18 protein-coding genes and 2 pseudogenes are annotated in these 18,202 nt (G+C 68.7%); 5 read left to right on the top strand and 15 right to left on the bottom strand.

The genetic code is table 11. The features are described from left to right. Positions 1-34 precede the first annotated feature (34 nt). Entirely contained in the window at positions 35-1,231 is a 1,197-nt protein-coding gene (locus tag ACWCQS_RS21150) for a cytochrome P450 (protein ID WP_451005839.1), read from the top strand. A 474-nt stretch (positions 1,232-1,705) separates the two neighbouring features. Here ACWCQS_RS21150 and ACWCQS_RS21145 read toward each other — a convergent pair whose 3' ends face one another. Then, on the bottom strand, positions 1,706-2,674 hold the full coding sequence (locus ACWCQS_RS21145; protein ID WP_451005838.1) for a LysR substrate-binding domain-containing protein: 969 nt from the start codon (positions 2,672-2,674) through the stop codon (positions 1,706-1,708). A 361-nt stretch (positions 2,675-3,035) separates the two neighbouring features. Between ACWCQS_RS21145 and ACWCQS_RS21140 the strand changes: the two genes are divergently transcribed. The 3 genes from ACWCQS_RS21140 (at position 3,036) to ACWCQS_RS21130 (ending at position 5,795) form a co-directional block, all read left to right on the top strand. After that, positions 3,036-3,491, top strand: a complete 456-nt coding sequence (locus tag ACWCQS_RS21140; RefSeq protein ID WP_451005837.1) for a hypothetical protein — start codon at positions 3,036-3,038, stop codon at positions 3,489-3,491. A 291-nt stretch (positions 3,492-3,782) separates the two neighbouring features. Beyond that, on the top strand, positions 3,783-4,847 hold the full coding sequence (locus ACWCQS_RS21135) for a tetratricopeptide repeat protein (RefSeq protein WP_451005836.1): 1,065 nt from the start codon (positions 3,783-3,785) through the stop codon (positions 4,845-4,847). A 351-nt stretch (positions 4,848-5,198) separates the two neighbouring features. Next, the gene (locus ACWCQS_RS21130) at positions 5,199-5,795 is read left to right on the top strand and encodes a chloramphenicol phosphotransferase CPT family protein (RefSeq protein ID WP_451005835.1); all 597 of its coding nucleotides are present in this window, start codon (positions 5,199-5,201) and stop codon (positions 5,793-5,795) included. 8 nt (positions 5,796-5,803) lie between these two features. Here the strand turns inward: ACWCQS_RS21130 and ACWCQS_RS21125 are convergent, their stop codons facing one another. Next, positions 5,804-6,133, bottom strand: coding sequence for a hypothetical protein (locus tag ACWCQS_RS21125; RefSeq protein WP_451005834.1), 330 nt, complete (start codon positions 6,131-6,133; stop codon positions 5,804-5,806). A gap of 42 nt (positions 6,134-6,175) precedes the next feature. Between ACWCQS_RS21125 and ACWCQS_RS21120 the strand changes: the two are divergent. Further along, positions 6,176-6,753, top strand: a pseudogene (locus tag ACWCQS_RS21120) (PP2C family protein-serine/threonine phosphatase). 256 nt (positions 6,754-7,009) lie between these two features. Here the strand turns inward: ACWCQS_RS21120 and ACWCQS_RS21115 are convergent. The 13 genes and pseudogenes from ACWCQS_RS21115 to ACWCQS_RS21055 form a co-directional block, all read right to left on the bottom strand. Further along, a complete protein-coding gene (locus tag ACWCQS_RS21115; protein ID WP_451005833.1) occupies positions 7,010-7,714 on the bottom strand; it encodes a hypothetical protein in 705 nt (234 codons plus the stop codon). A gap of 80 nt (positions 7,715-7,794) precedes the next feature. Further along, on the bottom strand, positions 7,795-8,547 hold the full coding sequence (locus ACWCQS_RS21110; RefSeq protein WP_450984434.1) for a hypothetical protein: 753 nt from the start codon (positions 8,545-8,547) through the stop codon (positions 7,795-7,797). A gap of 189 nt (positions 8,548-8,736) precedes the next feature. Next, complete coding sequence (locus ACWCQS_RS21105) at positions 8,737-9,261, bottom strand: hypothetical protein (protein WP_451005832.1); 525 nt, start codon at positions 9,259-9,261, stop codon at positions 8,737-8,739. A 7-nt stretch (positions 9,262-9,268) separates the two neighbouring features. Next, positions 9,269-9,847, bottom strand: a pseudogene (locus tag ACWCQS_RS21100) (transposase); the annotation flags it as partial. Positions 9,848-9,854: 7 nt separating this feature from the next. Continuing rightward, on the bottom strand, positions 9,855-12,647 hold the full coding sequence (locus ACWCQS_RS21095; protein WP_451005831.1) for a BTAD domain-containing putative transcriptional regulator: 2,793 nt from the start codon (positions 12,645-12,647) through the stop codon (positions 9,855-9,857). Positions 12,648-12,694: 47 nt separating this feature from the next. Then, complete coding sequence (locus tag ACWCQS_RS21090; protein ID WP_451005830.1) at positions 12,695-13,144, bottom strand: pilus assembly protein TadG-related protein; 450 nt, start codon at positions 13,142-13,144, stop codon at positions 12,695-12,697. Further along, positions 13,141-13,521 carry a TadE/TadG family type IV pilus assembly protein gene (locus ACWCQS_RS21085; protein ID WP_451005921.1) on the bottom strand — a complete coding sequence of 127 codons (381 nt, stop codon included), beginning with the start codon at positions 13,519-13,521 and terminating at the stop codon, positions 13,141-13,143. The genes ACWCQS_RS21090 and ACWCQS_RS21085 overlap by 4 nt, the downstream gene beginning before the upstream one ends. Positions 13,522-13,571: 50 nt before the next feature. Then, the gene (locus ACWCQS_RS21080) at positions 13,572-13,985 is read right to left on the bottom strand and encodes a TadE/TadG family type IV pilus assembly protein (protein WP_451005829.1); all 414 of its coding nucleotides are present in this window, start codon (positions 13,983-13,985) and stop codon (positions 13,572-13,574) included. 3 nt (positions 13,986-13,988) lie between these two features. Then, positions 13,989-14,186: a hypothetical protein gene (locus ACWCQS_RS21075; RefSeq protein ID WP_351604320.1), complete on the bottom strand. Its 198-nt coding sequence runs from the start codon at positions 14,184-14,186 to the stop codon at positions 13,989-13,991. A 45-nt stretch (positions 14,187-14,231) separates the two neighbouring features. Then, positions 14,232-15,131, bottom strand: a complete 900-nt coding sequence (locus ACWCQS_RS21070; protein ID WP_451005828.1) for a type II secretion system F family protein — start codon at positions 15,129-15,131, stop codon at positions 14,232-14,234. Next, positions 15,128-16,042, bottom strand: coding sequence for a type II secretion system F family protein (locus tag ACWCQS_RS21065; protein ID WP_451005827.1), 915 nt, complete (start codon positions 16,040-16,042; stop codon positions 15,128-15,130). Before ACWCQS_RS21065 ends, ACWCQS_RS21070 begins: the two co-directional genes overlap by 4 nt. Next, positions 16,042-17,388 (bottom strand): CpaF family protein, encoded by a 1,347-nt coding sequence (locus ACWCQS_RS21060; protein WP_451005826.1) that lies wholly within the window; start codon positions 17,386-17,388, stop codon positions 16,042-16,044. The genes ACWCQS_RS21065 and ACWCQS_RS21060 overlap by 1 nt, the downstream gene beginning before the upstream one ends. After that, complete coding sequence (locus ACWCQS_RS21055; RefSeq protein WP_451005825.1) at positions 17,385-18,197, bottom strand: MinD/ParA family ATP-binding protein; 813 nt, start codon at positions 18,195-18,197, stop codon at positions 17,385-17,387. Before ACWCQS_RS21055 ends, ACWCQS_RS21060 begins: the two co-directional genes overlap by 4 nt. Positions 18,198-18,202: the final 5 nt, after the last annotated feature.

Raw genomic sequence — 18,202 nt, 5'->3', positions numbered from 1 at the left:
GAGCAAGAACCAAATTTCGTTTCTGGAGTCGAGCGTGACAATCAACGACGAGAAGACCAGACCCGTACCCGAGAGCGACGTCGATCTCTTCGCCGACGACGCCCTCGCTGATCCGTATCCCTTGCTGAGGGTTCTGCGTGATATCGGTCCGGTGGTGAAGCTGGCACGGTACGGGTTTGCCGCGCTTACTCGCTACGACGCGGTCCGCGCGGCACTCGAGGACTGGGAGACCTTCTCCTCCGCGTCCGGTGTCGCGCTCAATCCGGCGATCAATGCCGCGATGGCGGGGACCATCATCAACTCCGATCCACCACACCACACCTCGTTGCGCTCAGTGCTTAGCTCGCGGCTCGCTCCACGGGCGCTGGCGGAGCTACGGCCCGCGATCGCCGAGAAGGCCGACCGATTCGTCGGTGAGCTTGTCGCTCGGGGTAGGTTCGACGCCGTCACAGACCTGGCGCGAACCTTTCCCGTGTCAATTGTCCTCGATCTGCTTGGCTTCCCCGAGGAGGGACGCGAGCAGCTCCTGCGGTGGGGTTCCTCTACCTTCGACGCGATGGGCCCCGATAACGCCCGCAGTGCGCGGGCTCTGCCGGTTGCCGGTGAGATGTTCGCCTGGCTTGCTGAGTCGTGTACCCCCGATCGCATGCGTGCCGGCGGTTTTGCCACCGCGATCCATGATGCGGCCGCGCGCGGCGACATCCCTCGGGAGGCTGTAACCCCCTTGATGGCGGGGTACTCCATTCCCGCCTTCGATACCACGATCAGCACGCTCGCGAGCGCAGTCTGGCTCTTTGCCCGCTTTCCCGATCAATGGGAGGCGGTGCGCCGCGACCGTAGCCTGATCCAGTCCGCGATCAACGAGGTCCTGCGCGTCGAGGCGCCCATCCCGTTGTTCGCCCGCGTGCTCACGAGGCCGTATGTCCGTGAAGGTTACAGGCTCGAGGAGGGCGAGCGGGTACTGCTGCTGTTTGGGTCAGCCAACCACGACGAACGGCAGTACCCAGATCCAGACCGCTTCGATGTCCGACGTTACGCGGCTGATCACCTGAGCTTCGGCTACGGCATCCACGCGTGTGCGGGGCAGGGTCTAGCGAAGCTGGAGATTCACGCGGTCCTCGACGCCCTGGCCCGCCGCGTCAAGCACATCGAGCTTCAGGGCCCGCCTCGACGCGACGAGCTCAACAACATGACGCGGTCGCTTTCCTCATTGCCGGTCGCCGTGTCCTGATGCGCGTTCCCGGAGTAGGGTCGGGGGCTGGCGCGGTGGCCCGTGAGGGCTCCGTCTCCAGCCCCCGACCCTACTCAGGGCCCAGCGATTCGGTGATCTGCGCTTCCAGCGCGCGGCGTTGCTCATGGACGGCGGCCAGGTCCACAGCGATCAGCCCCGGCTGCTTTCTCGGGGGACTCCGCGACGTATTCAGGGGCAGAAACTGGCTGCCACCCGCAGCCCTGGCCTCACCCCGCCGGCTGGCGACCGCGCGGTCACCGGACACCCACAACCACTACTCACTCCAACTACGCTGAATGCTTACGTCGCGGTGATCGATCTCGTAAGTCGACGCCTCGCACGTGAATCCACCCCGAACTGACGGTGCACCTAACCCTGGAACCAAACACGACCGGCGGGAGAAAACGCTCTTGCTCTTTGGCCGCTCCTTCCGAAAGCGCCGGGACAACCACCGAAGATCACGCAGCGCGGCGATCAGGCCGTGGCCGGCCGTGGGCCAGGACTTCCCACGATTGCTTCGGACGACGTGGCTGAGAGCTCCCCGGCCGCGCTGAGCAGCTTGTCGCGCAACCAGGTATGGCCCGGGTCACCGGTATGCCGCGGGTTCCAGTACATCGCTTCGTTGATGTCGGGAACTGGAACCGGCGGCTCGACGAGCAACAGCCCCTCAAGAGAGTGAAGCCGAGCCGACCGTTCGAGTACCAAGCTGACCAGTTCGGTCCCCCGAATCAGCAGCGGCACCAGCAGGAAGCTCTCGAGCGTGACCTCGACTCGCCGGCTGAGCCCCTGGTTGACGAGGTGCCGGTCGGCGTGGTTGAGCTGCAGGCCCGGTCCGATCGAGTACAAGATGTGTGGTAGTGCAAGGAAGCTTGCGACGTCGATCGGCACATCCGGATCTGGCCGAACCGAGGCGTCCATGATGCACATCCAGCGGTCCTGAAACAGCACAGCGTTCGGCAGCGCGGTCTCCGCCATCAGCTCACGGGGCTCGATGGCAAGGTCGACGCGATCATCATGCAGCAGCGTGCGGACGTCGTCGGACCGCGGCCGCACGTTGATCGTTATGTGTGGAGCCTCCGTCGACAGAGTGCGCAGCATCGGCGCAAGCAAGACGGCGGTGGCGTAGTCCGAGGCGCTGATCGAGAACGTGCGATGGGCCGTCGCTGGATCAAATGCCTCGGTATCGGTAAGCACGTCCCGCACCTGGCTCAAGATCTCGCGGATCGGTTCGGCGAGGGCTTCCGCCCTCGTTGTGGGGGTGAGCTTCCGACCGTTGCGGACCAGCAACGGGTCGTCGAAGAGCTTGCGGAGTCGGGCGAGCGATCCGCTCATCGCGGACTGGCTCAAGTTCAGCTGACGCGCGGCGCTAGTGACGTTCCGCGTGGTGAGCAACGCATCGAGGTCGACCAGCAGGTTGAGGTCGATGGCGCGAAGGTCAGGCATTGAGACTCCTATCGGCGACACCGATGGCTCGCGCCGTCGGCAACTGGAGGACCGTATCCCGGAGCCGGCTTCGCTGTGTGGCACCCCGAAAGACGACCCGGGCCCACTGGCCGATGGGGGCGGTAGACGACAGCCGCGACCCGGAACTCACCACCGGCCTGCCGATCGGCATGTCGGTGACAAGCGGGCTCAACGCCCTCGCGCACGCCGTCGAATCACGGGAAGGGCCTGCTCGGCACTGGCGATGCGCGCAGCCGCACCCGCACCGCGATCGAGCGCACCATCCCCTTCCAACTTGCCTGCCAGAGCGTGTTCGTCGCAACTGGTCGCGCTGGAGACCTTCGTCCGTTCGTTGCCCCGCGTGGACGCTCCAGGAGCCTTCGTACAGCCCGCCTGGCCGTCCCGACGCCCCGCCGAGACCAGGTTCGCCGCCGTGCTCGGCGGGTTGATCCGCAATCGCGGCTTCGGCATTCACGAACTGCCGTTCATGGGACTGTCTCTCAGCACGCTGCACGGGATGGTGTGGCGTTGGGAGCCGAGTCCGCACCGGCGGCAGCAGCTATGTGCCATAGCCGGTCCGCTGGGCTGGACCCTGCCCGACCTCTTCGCGGTCGCCGATGAGCCGTACTCGCAGGAGTTCCGCCCGGTGCTGCACTGCCGCCACCTCGGGCGGCTCTTCGCTGCTGCTGTCCCCTTGACCACCGCTCAGCTGAGCGACACCGCCGAGGAGGCGGACCGGCTGAGTGTGCGTGAAGATCACGGCGCATGGCAGCCCGTCTCGCAGGGCTTTGCCGAGGAATGCCCGGACTTCCCCTGACAGCAAGAGCTACTTCGGTTCCTTCTGGAATGGACGGGCGCCTTCGCACGACGTCCGCGCCAGACAGCGGTAGCTCTCAGCCGGGCCCGCGCTAATCACTCAGCGCGAGCCCCATTGGACTCGGCCGCGAATACGCGACACCTGAACATGTGGGCCTACCAGTTTACCGACCCCAGTAGGTCATTACCCGACTTACCACAGGGCACGAATTGCGCCAGGGACCGGGCCGCGGCACCCGACGCCGTGGCCGGGCTTATGCTCGTCGGCGTTTGCCCTGGGAGAGGAAAAGCGGTGGGTTGGTGGGAGCGTCGGCGGCTGAACCGCCGACTGGAGGCGAGCGAGTACCTGTGCAGGCAGCGGCGCTGGGCGGACGCGGAGCCGGAACTGCGCGGGGTCCTGCAGGCCGCCGCGGGCGGGACGGGCCCGCTGGTGGCGTCGGCACGCACCCTGCTCGCGCAGGCGCTTCGCGCGCAGGGCCGCCTGCAGGAAGCGGAGGACGAGGCCAGGTCCGCGATCGACGCCCAGCCGGTGCCCGGCAGGTTCGACGGGCGTGACGGACACGATGTGCTGGCCCTTGTCCTCGGCGACCTGGGCCGCCACCGTGAGGCAGCCAACCTGCTGGCCGTCACGGCGGCGGCGCGCGCCCGCACCGCTCCCTCCGACTACTGGCTGGTCCTCAAGGGCCGCAGCGACCGTCTCCAGCACCTGGCATACCTCGGCCTGCACGAGGAAGTCGTCGCGGAAGCAGGCACCCTGAAGAGCGCCGCCCGCGGCACCGAAGGAATCCACCGGATCCTGCTGCCACTGGCCGTCACCAACGGCCTGGCCTTCAGCCTCTCACTCCACGGCTACTACGAACAGGCCGAGCACCTACTGCTCCCGGTGCTCGACGACGCACGCCGACAGCGCCAGGGCAGGTTCCTGATGGTGTTGCACCTCGGTGCGGCCCGGGCGCTGACCGGTCAGGGCCGGGCTCAGGAGGCGCTCGCCGCCGTCGATCAGGCGCAGGACATCTTCGACCAGGGTCCGGGCGCCGACGCGCTGGCGCACGATCTGAGCGCGATCCATCTGGCCAGAGCCGCGGCGCTGCTCGCCCTGGACCGGCCCGCCGACGCCGAACACGAGGTCCAACACTGCCTCAGCCAGTGCGAGCGCCGGCTCGGCCCCGCCCACCACCGCGCGCTGGAGGCCGCCACCATACTCGGGACCGCCCTGACAGTCCTGAACCGGAACGACGAGGCAGCCGAACTCCTGCACACCACCCACGACGCCTGGCGCACCCACTTCGGCCATGACCACCACGGCACCATCCGAGCCCGCCAGGCCTTGGCCACCCTCACCGACCAACCAGACTGACAACCCAGCCGGTCCAGGTGCGAGCGGGCGGCGCCCCAGGAGTGGGGCCCGCGGCTCGACGACTGCATGGAGCTGCTGGCATTGGACGCGCCGTCCGGCACAGCAGCCACTCGACCACGCTGCCGCGCGATGAGCCAGGGCTCGGTCCTGCGTTGTGGCGGCGTCTGCGCTGGATGGCCCCAGGCGATCACGTCGGGACAGCGGTCATGCCAACCTGCAACGCAGAGTGGCCGAGACGGGCGGCCGCCAGCGATTACGCGACACCTGAACATGCGCGCCTACCAGTCGAGGCTGTATACGAGAACAGGGCCTCGACGCGGAGCCGGAACGGCACCATGTGACCATGCCGATATGACATCTGGTCGGATCATCTTCCTCAATGGCACCTCCAGTTCAGGGAAGTCAAGCATCGCCCGGGAGCTTCTGGACATCCTGAATGACGGCGTCTTCTTCCACTTGGCGGTCGACAGCTTCAACGCGATGCGCAGCAAGCGGGAGCTCGGGGCGGAGGAGCTCGACGCCGCGCTGCGGCGGACCAGGATGGGCTTCCACCGCTCGATTGCGGCCATGGCCGAGGTGGGCAACGACATCGTGGTCGACCATGTGTTGAGCGAGCCGTGGCGACTGCTCGACTGCCTGACGGTGCTGCCGCCCGAGGACGTACTGTTTGTCGGCGTCCACTGCCCGCTGGACGAGCTGGCCCGCCGCGAGCTGGCCCGGGGCGACCGCCCGCCGGGCCTCGCGGCGCACCAATACGACTTGGTCCACGCCCACGGCGACTACGACGTGGAATGCGACACCAGCACGGCAAGCCCACGCGAATGCGCACAGCGCATCAAGGAACTCCTCCCGCACCGCCCCAGCCCCGCCGCCTTCACTCGCCTCCGACGACGCTATCTGACGGACAGCCAAGAACCGCCGACGGCGAAGCACAGCCTCTTCGGCTAGGCCATGGTTTAGAAGTCGGTGACCTGCTCGGATGGCCGTTCGCGGAAGTGACGGGCGGCCATCCAGATGGTGAGTTCGCGGGCGATGTCGTTGATGCTGGCCGAGGTGGTGACGTCGTGCTCGCGACGGCTGGCATCGCGACGAACGACCTCGTAGCCACCTGTGTCCAGGACCGCCACCGAGGCGAACCAGATGGGGTCGTCCTCATCGGGCTGGACGACAACGAAGGTGTTGTCGGAGTCGTTGAGGTCGCTGATCATCATGAACAGCGCATCCTCGGACGGGTCGTCGATGCGGTCGCCGTTCTCACTGTCAGCGCCGTAGTACCGGGCCCCCATCGGTGGTGTCTCCCCTCGCCCGCTCCACTGATCGCGGTCAGCATGGCATGCGAGGCAGACACCCCGGGCCTGTCACAGCCATTCACCGATCGCAGCGACCAGAAAGCAGCCGCCCTCATGGGACAGGTGCGCGTCTCCATACGCGCCATCGCCACCCACGAACCGGATCCCGCAGCCGTGCTGACGTGCATCAACGGGCTGCTCGTCAGGATGGGTGCGGCACGATTCGCCAGCTGTACCATGCTGCATCTCGACCCGCACGACGGACGGGGCACCGGCGCCAGCGCCGGCCATGTGCCGATGCTGTGCGCGCGCAAGGACGGCAGCTACAGCATCCACGAACTGCCGGGCGGGCCGGTCCTGGAGTCCTGTCCGATACCCAGTACTGTCAGGGGACCTTCACCCTGGACGAGGGCAGTGCGCTGGTCATGGTCACTGACGGAGTGGTCGAAGGACCGGGCCTCACGTTGGAAGCTGGACTGGAACGAGCCGGAACACTGGCCGGTGCGGCCCTCCACGACGGACTGAACACCGAGGAGACCGCCGACCGCATCCTCGACGCCGCGGTCGCGGTGGGTCACCTCGACGACGTGACCGTGCTGGTCATCCGACGTACGTGACTGCGTCAAGCCGACGGGGCGCCGTCAATCGTTCGATGACGACGCCCACGCTGGCACAGGCTTTGAGATCTAGCCTCATCCTTATCAGGTCGATCACCTGGGACCGTCGACGTCGGCCAACCGGTCCTTGCCCTCGGCAGATGGTCCAGTGAGGTCCGACGCCGACCGCTGATGTCCGCGCTTGTTGGTGTCAGTCGCTGGTGTCAACCGCCGTGAGTGGTCTTGACAAGTGCGGTTATCCCGTCGATCACCGCTTTCAGAATGGCGGGTCGTCGGAGTAGCCGTCCGCCCAGGGGTCGGGACCTGAGATCCGCGGGTCGGGTAGGGGGCCGGGCTCTACACCCCAGGTCACGAGGCACCGCTTGGCGAGGTATCGGTAACCCCGGTACTCGCTGGTGCTTAGCGTGCTGCGTACCAGTGGCACGAGCTTCGGGATGTGTACGGCCAGCTCGGGCGCGGCGAGCGTCATCGCAGCTGCGTGCACCGCAGCTTCCCGGATCAGAGGGTCCGTATCGGTAAGGTACGGCCGCGCCGCTTCGTAGATCAGCGGGAGGATGGCACGCACGGCGGCGACGTCGTCAGGTTCGCCAGGGCCGTCTTCGTCGTAGGTTGCGTCGTCAGCGAGGTCACCTAGCCATTGCAGGAGTGCCGCGCGCACAGGCCGACGGCGCTCCTCGTGGAAGTAGACCCCAAGGGTCATCGTTCGGGGGTGGCCGAGGATGGCGGTCACGAAGCGAGCGGCCGGGGCGGTGGCGCCATAGATGCTGTTCTGGTGGGTCACGGCCTGGCCGAGGTTGTGTACGGCGGTTCGTTGAACATCCTCGTCGTCATCCAGTAGCCCTGCCAGAATGACGGGGGTCGCCGGGGCTGTGTTAGGGCAACAGTGGTCGACGCTGCTCCAGTCCGTCTCCAGGAGGAGTGCCCAGGGGTCGATTGCCCCGCTGCCATCGTTGACGGTCACGGGTCCAAGTGTGGCCTGGGGGTCGTAGATTGGGGGCGTGGGGGGCCTGTTCCTTGCACTGATGGCCCTCTCGATGCGAACTATGGGCGGGAAATGCCGAGCAGAGAGCCTGCCAGCTCGGAAACGTGTCGGGCCTGGTCGGCGGACAGCCGTCGCGCCTCCCACAGCAGCGCCGCGGTGTCCACGACCTCAGGGGACGGAGAGGGTGGCTTCACAGGCAGAATGACGCCCGTTAGGGCGGCCAGTTCACTGGCGCCGATCCCCAGCACGGCAGCGAAGTCCGTCACCAAGCGCGGGGTCAGCTCCTTACGACCGGAGCCGATCACGCCGTACGTGGCCGCCGAGAGGTATGTAGGCGTCACGAACGCAAGCGTCTTCGCCATGCCCATCCAGTTCAGGTTGCGGTACTGAAGCATGCGGATCACCCAAGCGCCCGGTCCGCCGGCGAGGGGTATGAGCGGCTTCGGGGTGAAGCTGGATCGCCGTTCATCCTGCGGCAGTGAGCGGATCAGCCGCAGAAGTTCACGGCGTCTCGCCGCGGGGAGACGCACTGCATCCGTCACTGTGCTCGCCACCCAATTCGCGGCCGTGGCGTCCAACGGTGCCATATCTTCAGGGACCACCAACTCCGCGAGGATGAACAGATCGACGGCGTGGAAACCCAGTGCGGACGCAAGCCCTCGGAGCGGCCTCTCGCCTGGGCTCTCCCCTGAGAGCACCGCGTGGATCTCGTCTGCGGTCAACCCAGCCCGGTCGGCCAACTCCTGCACGCCAAGGTGTCTATCGTCCAGCAACCGCGCCAGCATCGCGCCGAAGCCAGGATGCTTCATCATGTCCGCAGCCTAGCCAGAAGCGCGGACCCCAACCCTGGCATGCCCACGCGGTCGGTGGAGTCTTAATGGCCCAGTCAAGCGCCGTGGGCCGGGTGCTTCAGCACCAGTCTGGAGATCGCGTATGCGGATGGTGTCTGGCCTGCGGCGTTGCTGACCTGCGCCGCAACTGGCCGTGATCTTGGTAGGAGCTCAGAGGTGCGGCATGCCGGCAGCGATCTCGAACCCGGAGGACTCGTCCCAAGGAACCGCCTCCCACAGGCTCACCACCGCGGCCCAAATGCGGTGCAGCAAAGCCCAGTCGGGGTTGTCCCCGCTGAGAGTGACGGTGGCTAGCAGGTCGCATCCCCAGATGCCCTGCTCGTCATTAGGCGATGCAGTGATCACAGACCCTGCGATCTCTGCTACGCCCACGTGTACTTCCAGTGTCAGCAAGTCCGCGACTGGCCTGTCGCTCTCGCTGGAACCAGTACCGAGCCTGAACGCGGCCACCGAATCCCCGAACGGCCCCAACCACTCGCCCACCAGACGGTCGCCGCTCTCCAGCAGGTAGTCCAGCAGGCGATCAAGCGCCTCGTCGCCTCTGTCTTCTCCAGAGCGGCAGAAGAAGCTGAGTTGGTAGGCCACGATTCCCCCGTCGTCCGCGCTTGACCAGAAGTGCTTGCACTGCGTCATCATGCACGCCGCACTTGTGATCGCGGTCGGCGGAGTCTTCACGACTGGGTCAAGCTGCTGTGGTGGTGCGCGTCCTTGCTGGTGGGCTCGTGACGAAGTGGCGGTTGTCGCGGAGCAGGGCCCAGAGCACGTCGACGCGGCGGCGGGCGAGGGCAATGACGGCAGGGATGTGTTTGTGACCCTGGGCTCGCTTCTTCAGGTAGTAGGTGCGGTTGGGGCCGTCGCGGATGATGCTGGTCTGCGCGGAGAGGTAGAACACTCGGCGCAGGCGGCGGCTGTAGCGCTGGGGCCGGCGGAGGTTGCCAGTGCGGCGTCCGGAGTCTTTGGCGACGGGGACCAGGCCGGCTGCGGAGGCGAGGTGACCGGCGTCGGGGTAGGCGGCTAGGTCACCCGCGGCGACGAGTAACTCGGCGCCGAGGATGGGGCCGATGCCGGGCATCGACTCGATGACAGCGGCCTGCGGGTGGGTGTGGAAGGCGTCGCTGATCTGCCGGTCGAGTTGCTTGAGCCGTTCGTCCAGGGCCAGCACTTGCGCGGCGAGGTCTGCGGTGATGCCCGCGGCCGTGTCCTGGCCGGGCAGTTGGATGTGCTGGGCGTGCGCGGCGGTGAGGGCGGTGGCGGCGACACCTACGTCTTTACCGCATCTGCCGGGTCCGGGTATGGGGTGCGATGAGGGCTTGCGTGGCCGGTTCTGGTTCGATGCCGAGCTCGGTGAGGTGACGCGTGAGGCGGGTGTAGGCGTGCCGGGCGGCGTCGTGGCGTCCGGTGGCTTGGTAGAGACGGATAGTGTGCTGGGCGAGGCGTTCATGGTCGGGATGCAGGCCGCCCAGGTGTTCCAGTAGTGCAAGGACAGCGTCCAGCTCGTGTGGCGCGGCGCCGGCGCTTTCGGCTTGGCGGGCCAGGCGGAGGGCGGCGTCGGTGGCCTTCATGGTGAGGTGTTCGCGGATCGTGTCGGCCCACAGATAGTCACTGCCGTGGGCGAAGGGGCCTCGGTAATGGGACAGGGCGTCGCGCACGGCGGAGAGGCTATTTGCCCGGGATTCTTCCGTATCGGGGGCGGAGAATGCCTCTTTGAGGCTGGTGCTGAAATCCGCGAGGTCGGTTTCCACGAGTTCTGGATTGAGTTTGTGGAGTTCTCCCTGGAGTAGGACAAACTCCTGCGCCGTGATTCCGGTAGCGGCGCGCAGGGCGCGTCGTACGGCGCGGCGGAGGTTTTTGAGGGCGTTCTGGTCGCTGCCGGGGGCGAGGTGGAGTTTGTCGGCGATGTCGGAGGCGATGAGTCCTGTGGGGTGGGCGGCGAGGAGGGCGAGGAATTCGTGGACTTCGCCGCGCAGGTTGGTGCCGACGGGGTCTTGGTGGCCGCGGGCGTAGAGGGTGACGGGGCCGAAGACGTGGAGGCGTACGGGCTTGGTCTGTGCCGGTCTCGTGGGCTCGACCGCATTCGGGTGCGGGGGCTCGTCATCCGCCGGAGGCGGGGTGGGGGTTTCTGAATGTTCGGAATCGGGGCGCGGCGCTGGCGCGGGGAGAACGCGCAGGCGGGGGCGCTGGCCGTGGGCGGTGAGGAGGACGTCAGTCACGTCTCGTCCTGCTTCGGGCGTGAGGTGGAACAGCCGGAGTGTCCCTGGGTGGTGATCGTGTCCCTCGCTGGTGACGGTGCCGTCGTCGGCGATGTGCCACGAGATGGAACCGGGCAGCGAGGTGCCCAGGGTGAGGACGATCAGCGTTGCGGGGCTGCTGCGCGAGGCCAGGGCCTGCAGCTGTCCGGTGTGGGCCGCGTCCGGCGTGGCGAGTAGGAGGAGGGTGCCCGGCTCGGTCTCCGGAGCGGAGTGTGGGCTCGCCTGCGAGGCTGCCGCGGGCGGGGTGTCGTGCTCGTCGTGGGTGCGGGCGTGGGCGATCAGGTGCTGTTCTGCGGCTCGGACGGCCTCTGCGAGGTCGGCGCTCTGGGTCAGGGCAGTGAACTGAGTGGGCAGTCCGGGCAGCAGGCTCTCTGCCAGGTCGTGGGGGACGACCGCCGTGACGCGCGGTGGCCCGGGGCGCTGGCGTTCGGCGGCGGTGAGGACGCCGGCCAGCAGGGCGCGCGCGGCGCCCTCGGCGCCGGGACCCCTCCAAGCGCAGCCTCCGGGCAGGGTCAGCTCGTCGAGGGAAGCCTCGGCATCTTCCTGTACTCCGATGGTGACCGTGCCCGTTGGACGGGGCTGCTGAGACGGGGTGCGGCGGGGGGCCAGAAGGTGGGCATCGGCTGGGTGGCGGGGCCGGGTGGCCGCGTGGGCGGCCTGTGCGGCCTTGTCCACCAGCGGGCTCAGAGCGGGTACTTCCGTCTCGTGGCCGGGCTCGCGCTGGCGGTGTTGGTGCCAGTACCAGTAGCGGCGTGCGGCCAGCAGTCCGGCCGCCGCGGTGATGCCGATCAGGCTCGCCTCTCCGAAGCTGATGGCGGCCGGACCCTGTTGCGGAGAGGGCTTCTGGGTCGTGGCCTCGTCGTGTCGCACGGATTGTGCGGGAGCGTGCTCGCCATCCTCTTGTCGTCCAGTGTTCTTGCGCTGGTCGAGGGGCGGCGGCGCCGGCGCGGTCTGGGAGGGCTTCGTGGGTGTGGCAGCTGGTGCCGGATCCGCTGGGACGGGAGGAGATGTCGTCGGCGGGGTGGCGGCCCGGCCGATGGGGATGGTCAGTTGCCACCCAGGCCGGATCAGGTCTGGGTCGGTGAGCTGGGCTCCGTCGCCTTGGACGCGGTCCTTGTTGAGGGCATAGATGCGTGGCCACTTGAGCGCATCGCCCAGGTGGATGCGCGCGATATCCCACAGGGTGTCGCCTTCGACGACCGTGTACTCCGCGTGCCCGACGGCCTCAACCTCTCCGGGCGGTGTGGAGCGTGTTGAAGTGGGTCTGGTCGTCCCGGCGCGCGCCGAGGCCAGCTCGGCGACGGATGCCTGCTGGACCGAGACTGGGATGAGAGGCGCTGTCGCGGCGGTGTGCGGCCGTACCTCGCCCGGCGAGAGGGGCTGTTGGGCACTGGCTGTATCAGGGCGCCAGAGGCCGATCAGTGCGACGACGAGGGTGCCGATGCACAGCGCGGCAAGCGAGCCCTTCACCGACAGGGCGGCGACGTGTTCATGGTGCGCGTGACGGTCGCGCAGCAGTTGCGGGAGGTGGGTGGCGTACCAGATGGTCTCGCGGACCACGGTGGAGGCGAAGGCGGCCCAGCACACCCAGCCCACGATGGCCAACAGGTCGATCGTCATGGGGTCGCTGACCGGCTGGGCCAGCCGCTGTCCGAACTCGCTGAGGGAGGAGATGTGTTCGGGCCAGGGCGCACCGGTGGCTCGCCATAGGACGTAGGGCATTCCGGCCAGCAGGGTGAGCGTGACGGCCAGGGTCCCGGTGGCCGTGGCGGCAGCTGTCAGGCGCTGGCGCAGCTGCGGTGGATGTGTCATCGCCGGTTCGCTCTCGTCTGCCGGAGTGGATGGTGAAGTGAACGGTCCTATGGGGTGGTGCGTTCGGCGTGCGCGGTGCTGGTCGCGTGCATGGTGAGGGTGCGCAGGCCGATCAGTTGGAGGATCTGGGTGCGCTGGTGGTGGGTGACGTGGACGGTGACGGCTTCGCCCTTGACGGTGGCGGTGGCGCTGTCTCCGGTGGAGGCGACGTATGCGCGGGCCGCCGCTGCGGCCTTGTCGCGTACGAGCCGGACTTCTTCGCCGCGCCGGAGGCGGCCGATGTCCAGTTGTTGGGCGCCGGTGCGGGCGGCTTCCTGCGCCACATCCAGGGCCTGAGCCTTGCCGGTCAGGGCGAGGCCGCCGTCGACCACGATCCCGGCGAACAGCCACAGCGCGGCGAAGACGCAGACGACGAACGCGGTGACCTGCCCCCGATCGTCCCCGGCCGACAGCCCGATGCGGACCTGCGTCAGACGTTCTCGCAGTCGTCGTTTCACGGGGTGCTCCTGAAGGTGTCAACGACGGAGAAGGCTGTGTCGGCCAGCGTCACGTGGCCAGGCAGCCCGGTGTGGGTGAGGCGGCCCAGATCGGCGGTGCAGGAGACCCGTGCCGTCACGGTGGCGCCCGGCGTGAGTCCGCCGGTGGCAAGGCGGACGCTCGGGCGCCTGCAGGAGGCTCCCACCTCGCGCAGTGCTTCGTCGGCGGCACGCTCGGCCTGGGCGTGGGCGTCCTTCTCGGTGCGGGCTAGGGAGGCGGCGCGGGCTGCTTGGTGGGCGGCGTCCGCCACGACCAGACGGGCATCGGCGAGCAGCCCGAAAGCCACCACGACCAGGAACACGAGGACGAGCAGCGGCGTGACGAGCACCAGCTCCACCGCCGCCGAGCCCGTCTGCGCGTCGTCGCGTGTGCGGCGCGGCGCCCCGATCACGGCTGACCTCCGGTGGGTGTGGTGATCCTCTCCGTGGGGCCGGAGGCGGTGCCGGAAGCGTGCAGCACGAGGCCCGGGACGGGGAGCACGCGGATCACCGTCCCCTGCACGCGCACGGTGGTGTGGGTGGCGCTGCGCTCGGCGGTCACAGACGGAGAGGTCAGAACGCGGCTGCCCAGTGCTGCGAGGCTGCGTCGCGCCTGTGCCTGGCCGGCCGCCGCGGTGCCGTTCTCGGTGCGGGCGGCGGCCAGGGCCCGCTGGGCGGCGTACTGGGCGATGTGCCGTGCGTGCCAGACCAGCGCGAACTGCACCGCCAGCAGCGCGATCAGCAGCAGGGCCGGGACGACGAGCACCAGTTGGGTACTCGCCGCCCCGCGGTCGCCGCGCAGTCTGCGACGGAACCTGGTCACCGTTTAGCCGCCCAGGTCGATGCTGTTCGCCTTGGCGGTGACCTTGGCGACGATGATGCCCACCACGGTCAGGCCCAGGATCGCCAGCAGGGCGGTGACGACGATGGTCTCGGTGGTGTAGCCCGCGTCCGAGCGGGCCTGTCGGCGGAGTTCGGCCAGGTGCGCGCGTACCAGGCGGGCCAGGATGTCGAGTGGGAACATGGCGGAGCTCTCTCTAAGGGTTTCGTATGCGTACGGGTGGGCGCTTCAGGTGATCGACATGACGTGGGCGAGGGCCGGGTAGCCGATCAGCAGCAGGAACGCGGCGAACAGGCCGACCACGGGCAGCGACATCCGCTCGGTGGCCGCCTGGGCGGCGCCGTCGGCCTCCGAGATCCTCCGCCGCCGCATCGCCCGCGCCTTCGCCCCGAGCGAGCCGCGGATCTTGGCGCCTTCACTTCCGGCGAGGTTGAGCGTGGAGGCCAGCTCGGTCAGATCCGTCACGGCCAGGTGTCGTCCCAGATCCCCCAGATGAGACCAGGGGCTGGTGCGGGTGAGCTGGGCGACATGCAGGACGTGCCGCAGTCTCGCCGCCGCCCATCCCTGAGGTGCGGCCACGGCTTGGGCGAGGGCCTGCTGGATTCCGGCGCCGCCGGCGAGCGCGATCACCGTCAGGTCCAGGACAAGGCTGAGGGTGTGGCGCATCTCGCGGCGTCGCCGTGCGGCCTGCTGGCGTACCGACAGGTCGGGGGTGAAGAACAGCACGACGGCCAGGGCGAGTGAGCCGACCAGCGGCACCCACCAGCCCGCCCCGATACCGGCCCCCAGACGCAGCAGGAGCGTGGCGGCCCACGGGCCGACGAGTCCTGCGGCGGCGCAAACCGCCTTGCCCGCCAGATGCCGTTCCTCATCCGTGCCGCATACGGCCAGGTCCGCGCGCAGCAAGGCGGTGGGAAAACCCAGCGCCCGCACCAGCGGCACGGCACATCTGCCCAGCCGAGTAGCCCACTCCACGTCACCCGCCTCGCCCGTACGTGAAACCGTCTGCGGGACAGGAGTGTTGAGAGCGGTGAGGACATCGGCGAGCGCGGGCCGGGGTGGTCGCAGGCCGTAGACGAGGGCGGTCACCCCGGCGCCGAACAGGGCACCGAGCAGCATGACAATCACCGGGCACCTCCCGGTTCGGTACCCGCCGTGGTGCGGGAAGCGGTCGTGCTGATGAGCCGCACGGGTTCCTCGATGCGCCCGATCACGCTCAGGTAGGTGAAGCTCGCGGCGAACAGGGCACCCACCACGGCGAGCACCACCTGCCCGGTCAGCGAGTCGAAGGGGTCCATGTAGGGGCGGTTGAAGACCACCAGCCCCAGCACCATGCCCAGAGTGACGCTGACAGTGACGCGCACTCCGGTACGTACGCTCGCCCGTCCGGCGTCGATGCGCTGCCGCATGGCCACCTGCTCGCGCACCGACTCGGCCAGCTCCCCCAGCAGCGGCGCGAGGTGACTGCCCTGCTGCTCGGCCGCCATCACGAGCGCGGCGACCACGACATCGGCCAGTGGGTCATCGGCCTCCTGCGCGAATGCCCGCAGCGCAGTCGGCAGGGGATGCCCGGAGCGGACGGCGGCGGCCAGCTGCCGCATCTCGGGTTCGAGCGCTGCCGGGGCGATGTCCGCGGTCGCCAGCACCGCCTGCTCCAGACCGGCCGCGGCGGAGAGGGTGTCGCGCAGCATCTCCGTCCAGGTGGCCATCGCCTCCATCCGCTCCGTACGCCGGGCCGCGTGCCGGTCCGGGCCGAGCAGACCAGGAAGGGTGAGCACGGCGACCGTGGTCAGCACCGCCGCCACCGGCCATGTCGTCAGCACTCCTGCGGCCGCCCCGGCCGTCACCGCGATCACCACGCGCTGCGTGGTCCAGTCCGCAGGCAGCCGCGATACCAGTGCACGCCACAGGCCGGGCCGCCCCTCTCGCGCCGCCCGCCGCACAGCGCCGTAGCCGATGGCCACCAGGCCGAGCCCGAACACCGTCCCGCACGCGACCGCGACGCCCGTCGAGGCAGCGGGGCCGATCAGGCTGTTCATCAGGCTGCTCCCCACCACTGGTAGGCGGCTTCCCGGGCGTCCAGCCCGGCTGCGACCAGGTCATTGAGGGTCTCGGTGCGCGGTGGAGTGGCTGGCACGGCATGCCCGTCGGGGCCTGGGCGGTAGACCTCGTTGGAGACGATCTGTGCCCCGTCCGCGTCGATGACCTCGCGCACCGAATCGATGACCCGTCGGCCTGCGGCGTCCCAGCCCAGATGGACGACGAAGTGGACCGCGGAGGCCACCATCAGGTTCGTCGCCTCCAACGTGAGCCGTTCCGGGGATTGCGCAGCGTAGGAGGCGAGTTTGGTGAACACCCCGCGCGAGGTGGAGGCGTGGATGGTGGACAACGAGCCGTCATTGCCCTGACTCATGGCATTGCACATCGGGATGACCTCGGCCCCGCGGATCTCGCCGACGATGACCCGGTCCGGAGACATCCGCAGCCCCCACCGCACCAGCTCCGCCTGGTCGATGCCGCCCTGCCCCTCGATGTTCGGCTCCCGGGCCTGCATGGCCACCACGTTCGGGTGCGCCACCGGATCGGCGTCCAGACCGAGTTCGAAGGTGTCCTCGATCGTCACCAGCCGTTCCTCGGGCGGAATCTCGTGGGCGAAGGCTCTCAGCACCGTAGTCTTGCCGACATTGGTGCCACCGCCGATCACGATGTTCTTACGCGCCCGCACCAGCGCCCGCAGGAATCCCGCCAGCTGCTCGTCGCACACACCCAACCGCACGAGCTCCGCCATCGAGGTGGCCGGGAAACGGTGACGCCGGATCGTCAACGACACCCGCCCGGTAACCGCCATCACCGCAAACAGCCGGGAACCGTCGGGCAGCTGCAGGTTCAGGCGCGGCATGCCCCGGTCGAAGCGCCTCTCCTCTCCGCCCGTACGGGCAGCCAGTGTGCGGACCAGTTCCACCAGTTCCTCATCCGAGGCGGCCACCGGTGCCTCACGACGCCATGCGCCTACCGCGTCCTTGACCCACACCACATCGCAGCCGTTGACGCAGATGTTCTCGATCCGCTCATCGGCCAGCAGCCGCTCCAGGCGTCCGGTACCAAACAGCGCGTCCTTGACAGCTTGCGCGATCCGCTCCTCCACGGCGGCATCCATCACCGAACCACCCCGGGCCAACGCCTGACGCCGCTCCTCCCCCAGTTCCTCCGCGAGGAGAAGTCCCACAGTGGCCCGCCGCGCCGCTTCATCCTCCGCCGGCAAACCCGCCGACTCGCGCTCGTCGGCGTACGCCGCCAGCCGGGCCGCCACGCGCTGGCGCACCAGGTGCACCACTTCCTGTTCACCACCAGGCATCACCCCCGGCGGCATCAGCAGCTCGCTCATGATCGGCTCTCCCCGGCTCCCGGCACCCGAACCAGCCCCGTCCGACTCCGGCCACCCAGGTGCACCTCGTGTCTCTCGGTCACACGGCCACCGTCCGTGGCGTTCGCCCTCGTCGTGCTCTCCTGCGGATCTACCAGCTGACGCGCCAGCATGCGCGCGGCGGTCATCAGCGGTGTCGGACGGAACCCGGCGATGCGCAACGCGCTCTGCTTGGGGTTGTTCATCGCGGCCACGCCCTTGGCATCCCAGGGCAGGAAGACCACGTGCCTGATCCCGAGCGTGTTCGCGATCTCGTCAGCCGGGTACGGGCACGGCCCGACCACGGCCAACGTCAGCCGCCCGGCACACGCGTCAACGTCCAGGCCGAAGGCGGACACATGGGTCAGCGGCTCCGCCCCGCCGCGCGTCACCAGCACAACCTGATCCGCAGCCTGGAGCAACAGCTCGACATCCTCGCCAAGGCGGCCCACGTCCAGCAGCACCGTGCCAAGATCATGACCATCCCCCAGCAACACACGCCGCCCGGCCTCACCAGCCAGCAGCCGCACAGCCTCCCGGCACGGACCACGGCCGGGCACCGCGACCACCGCCCGCACACCGAAGGGCAGTTCACTCACCGCCCCCAGCAAAGAGCCCGGATACGGCTGCCCGGCCGCCGCCGCGACATCCAGCAGCGAGGGAGACGACGGCAGACCAAAGCGGATCATGAGGTCACCGCCGGAGGGATCCGCCTCCACCATCACCGGCCGCACCCCACCATCCACCCCCGGCGGCCACACCGCGGCAAGGGCCAGCGCCGTCGTCGTCACACCCG

Source organism: Streptomyces sp. NPDC002076, from assembly GCF_053593835.1.
This window is presented reverse-complemented; position numbering and strand designations above follow the sequence as displayed.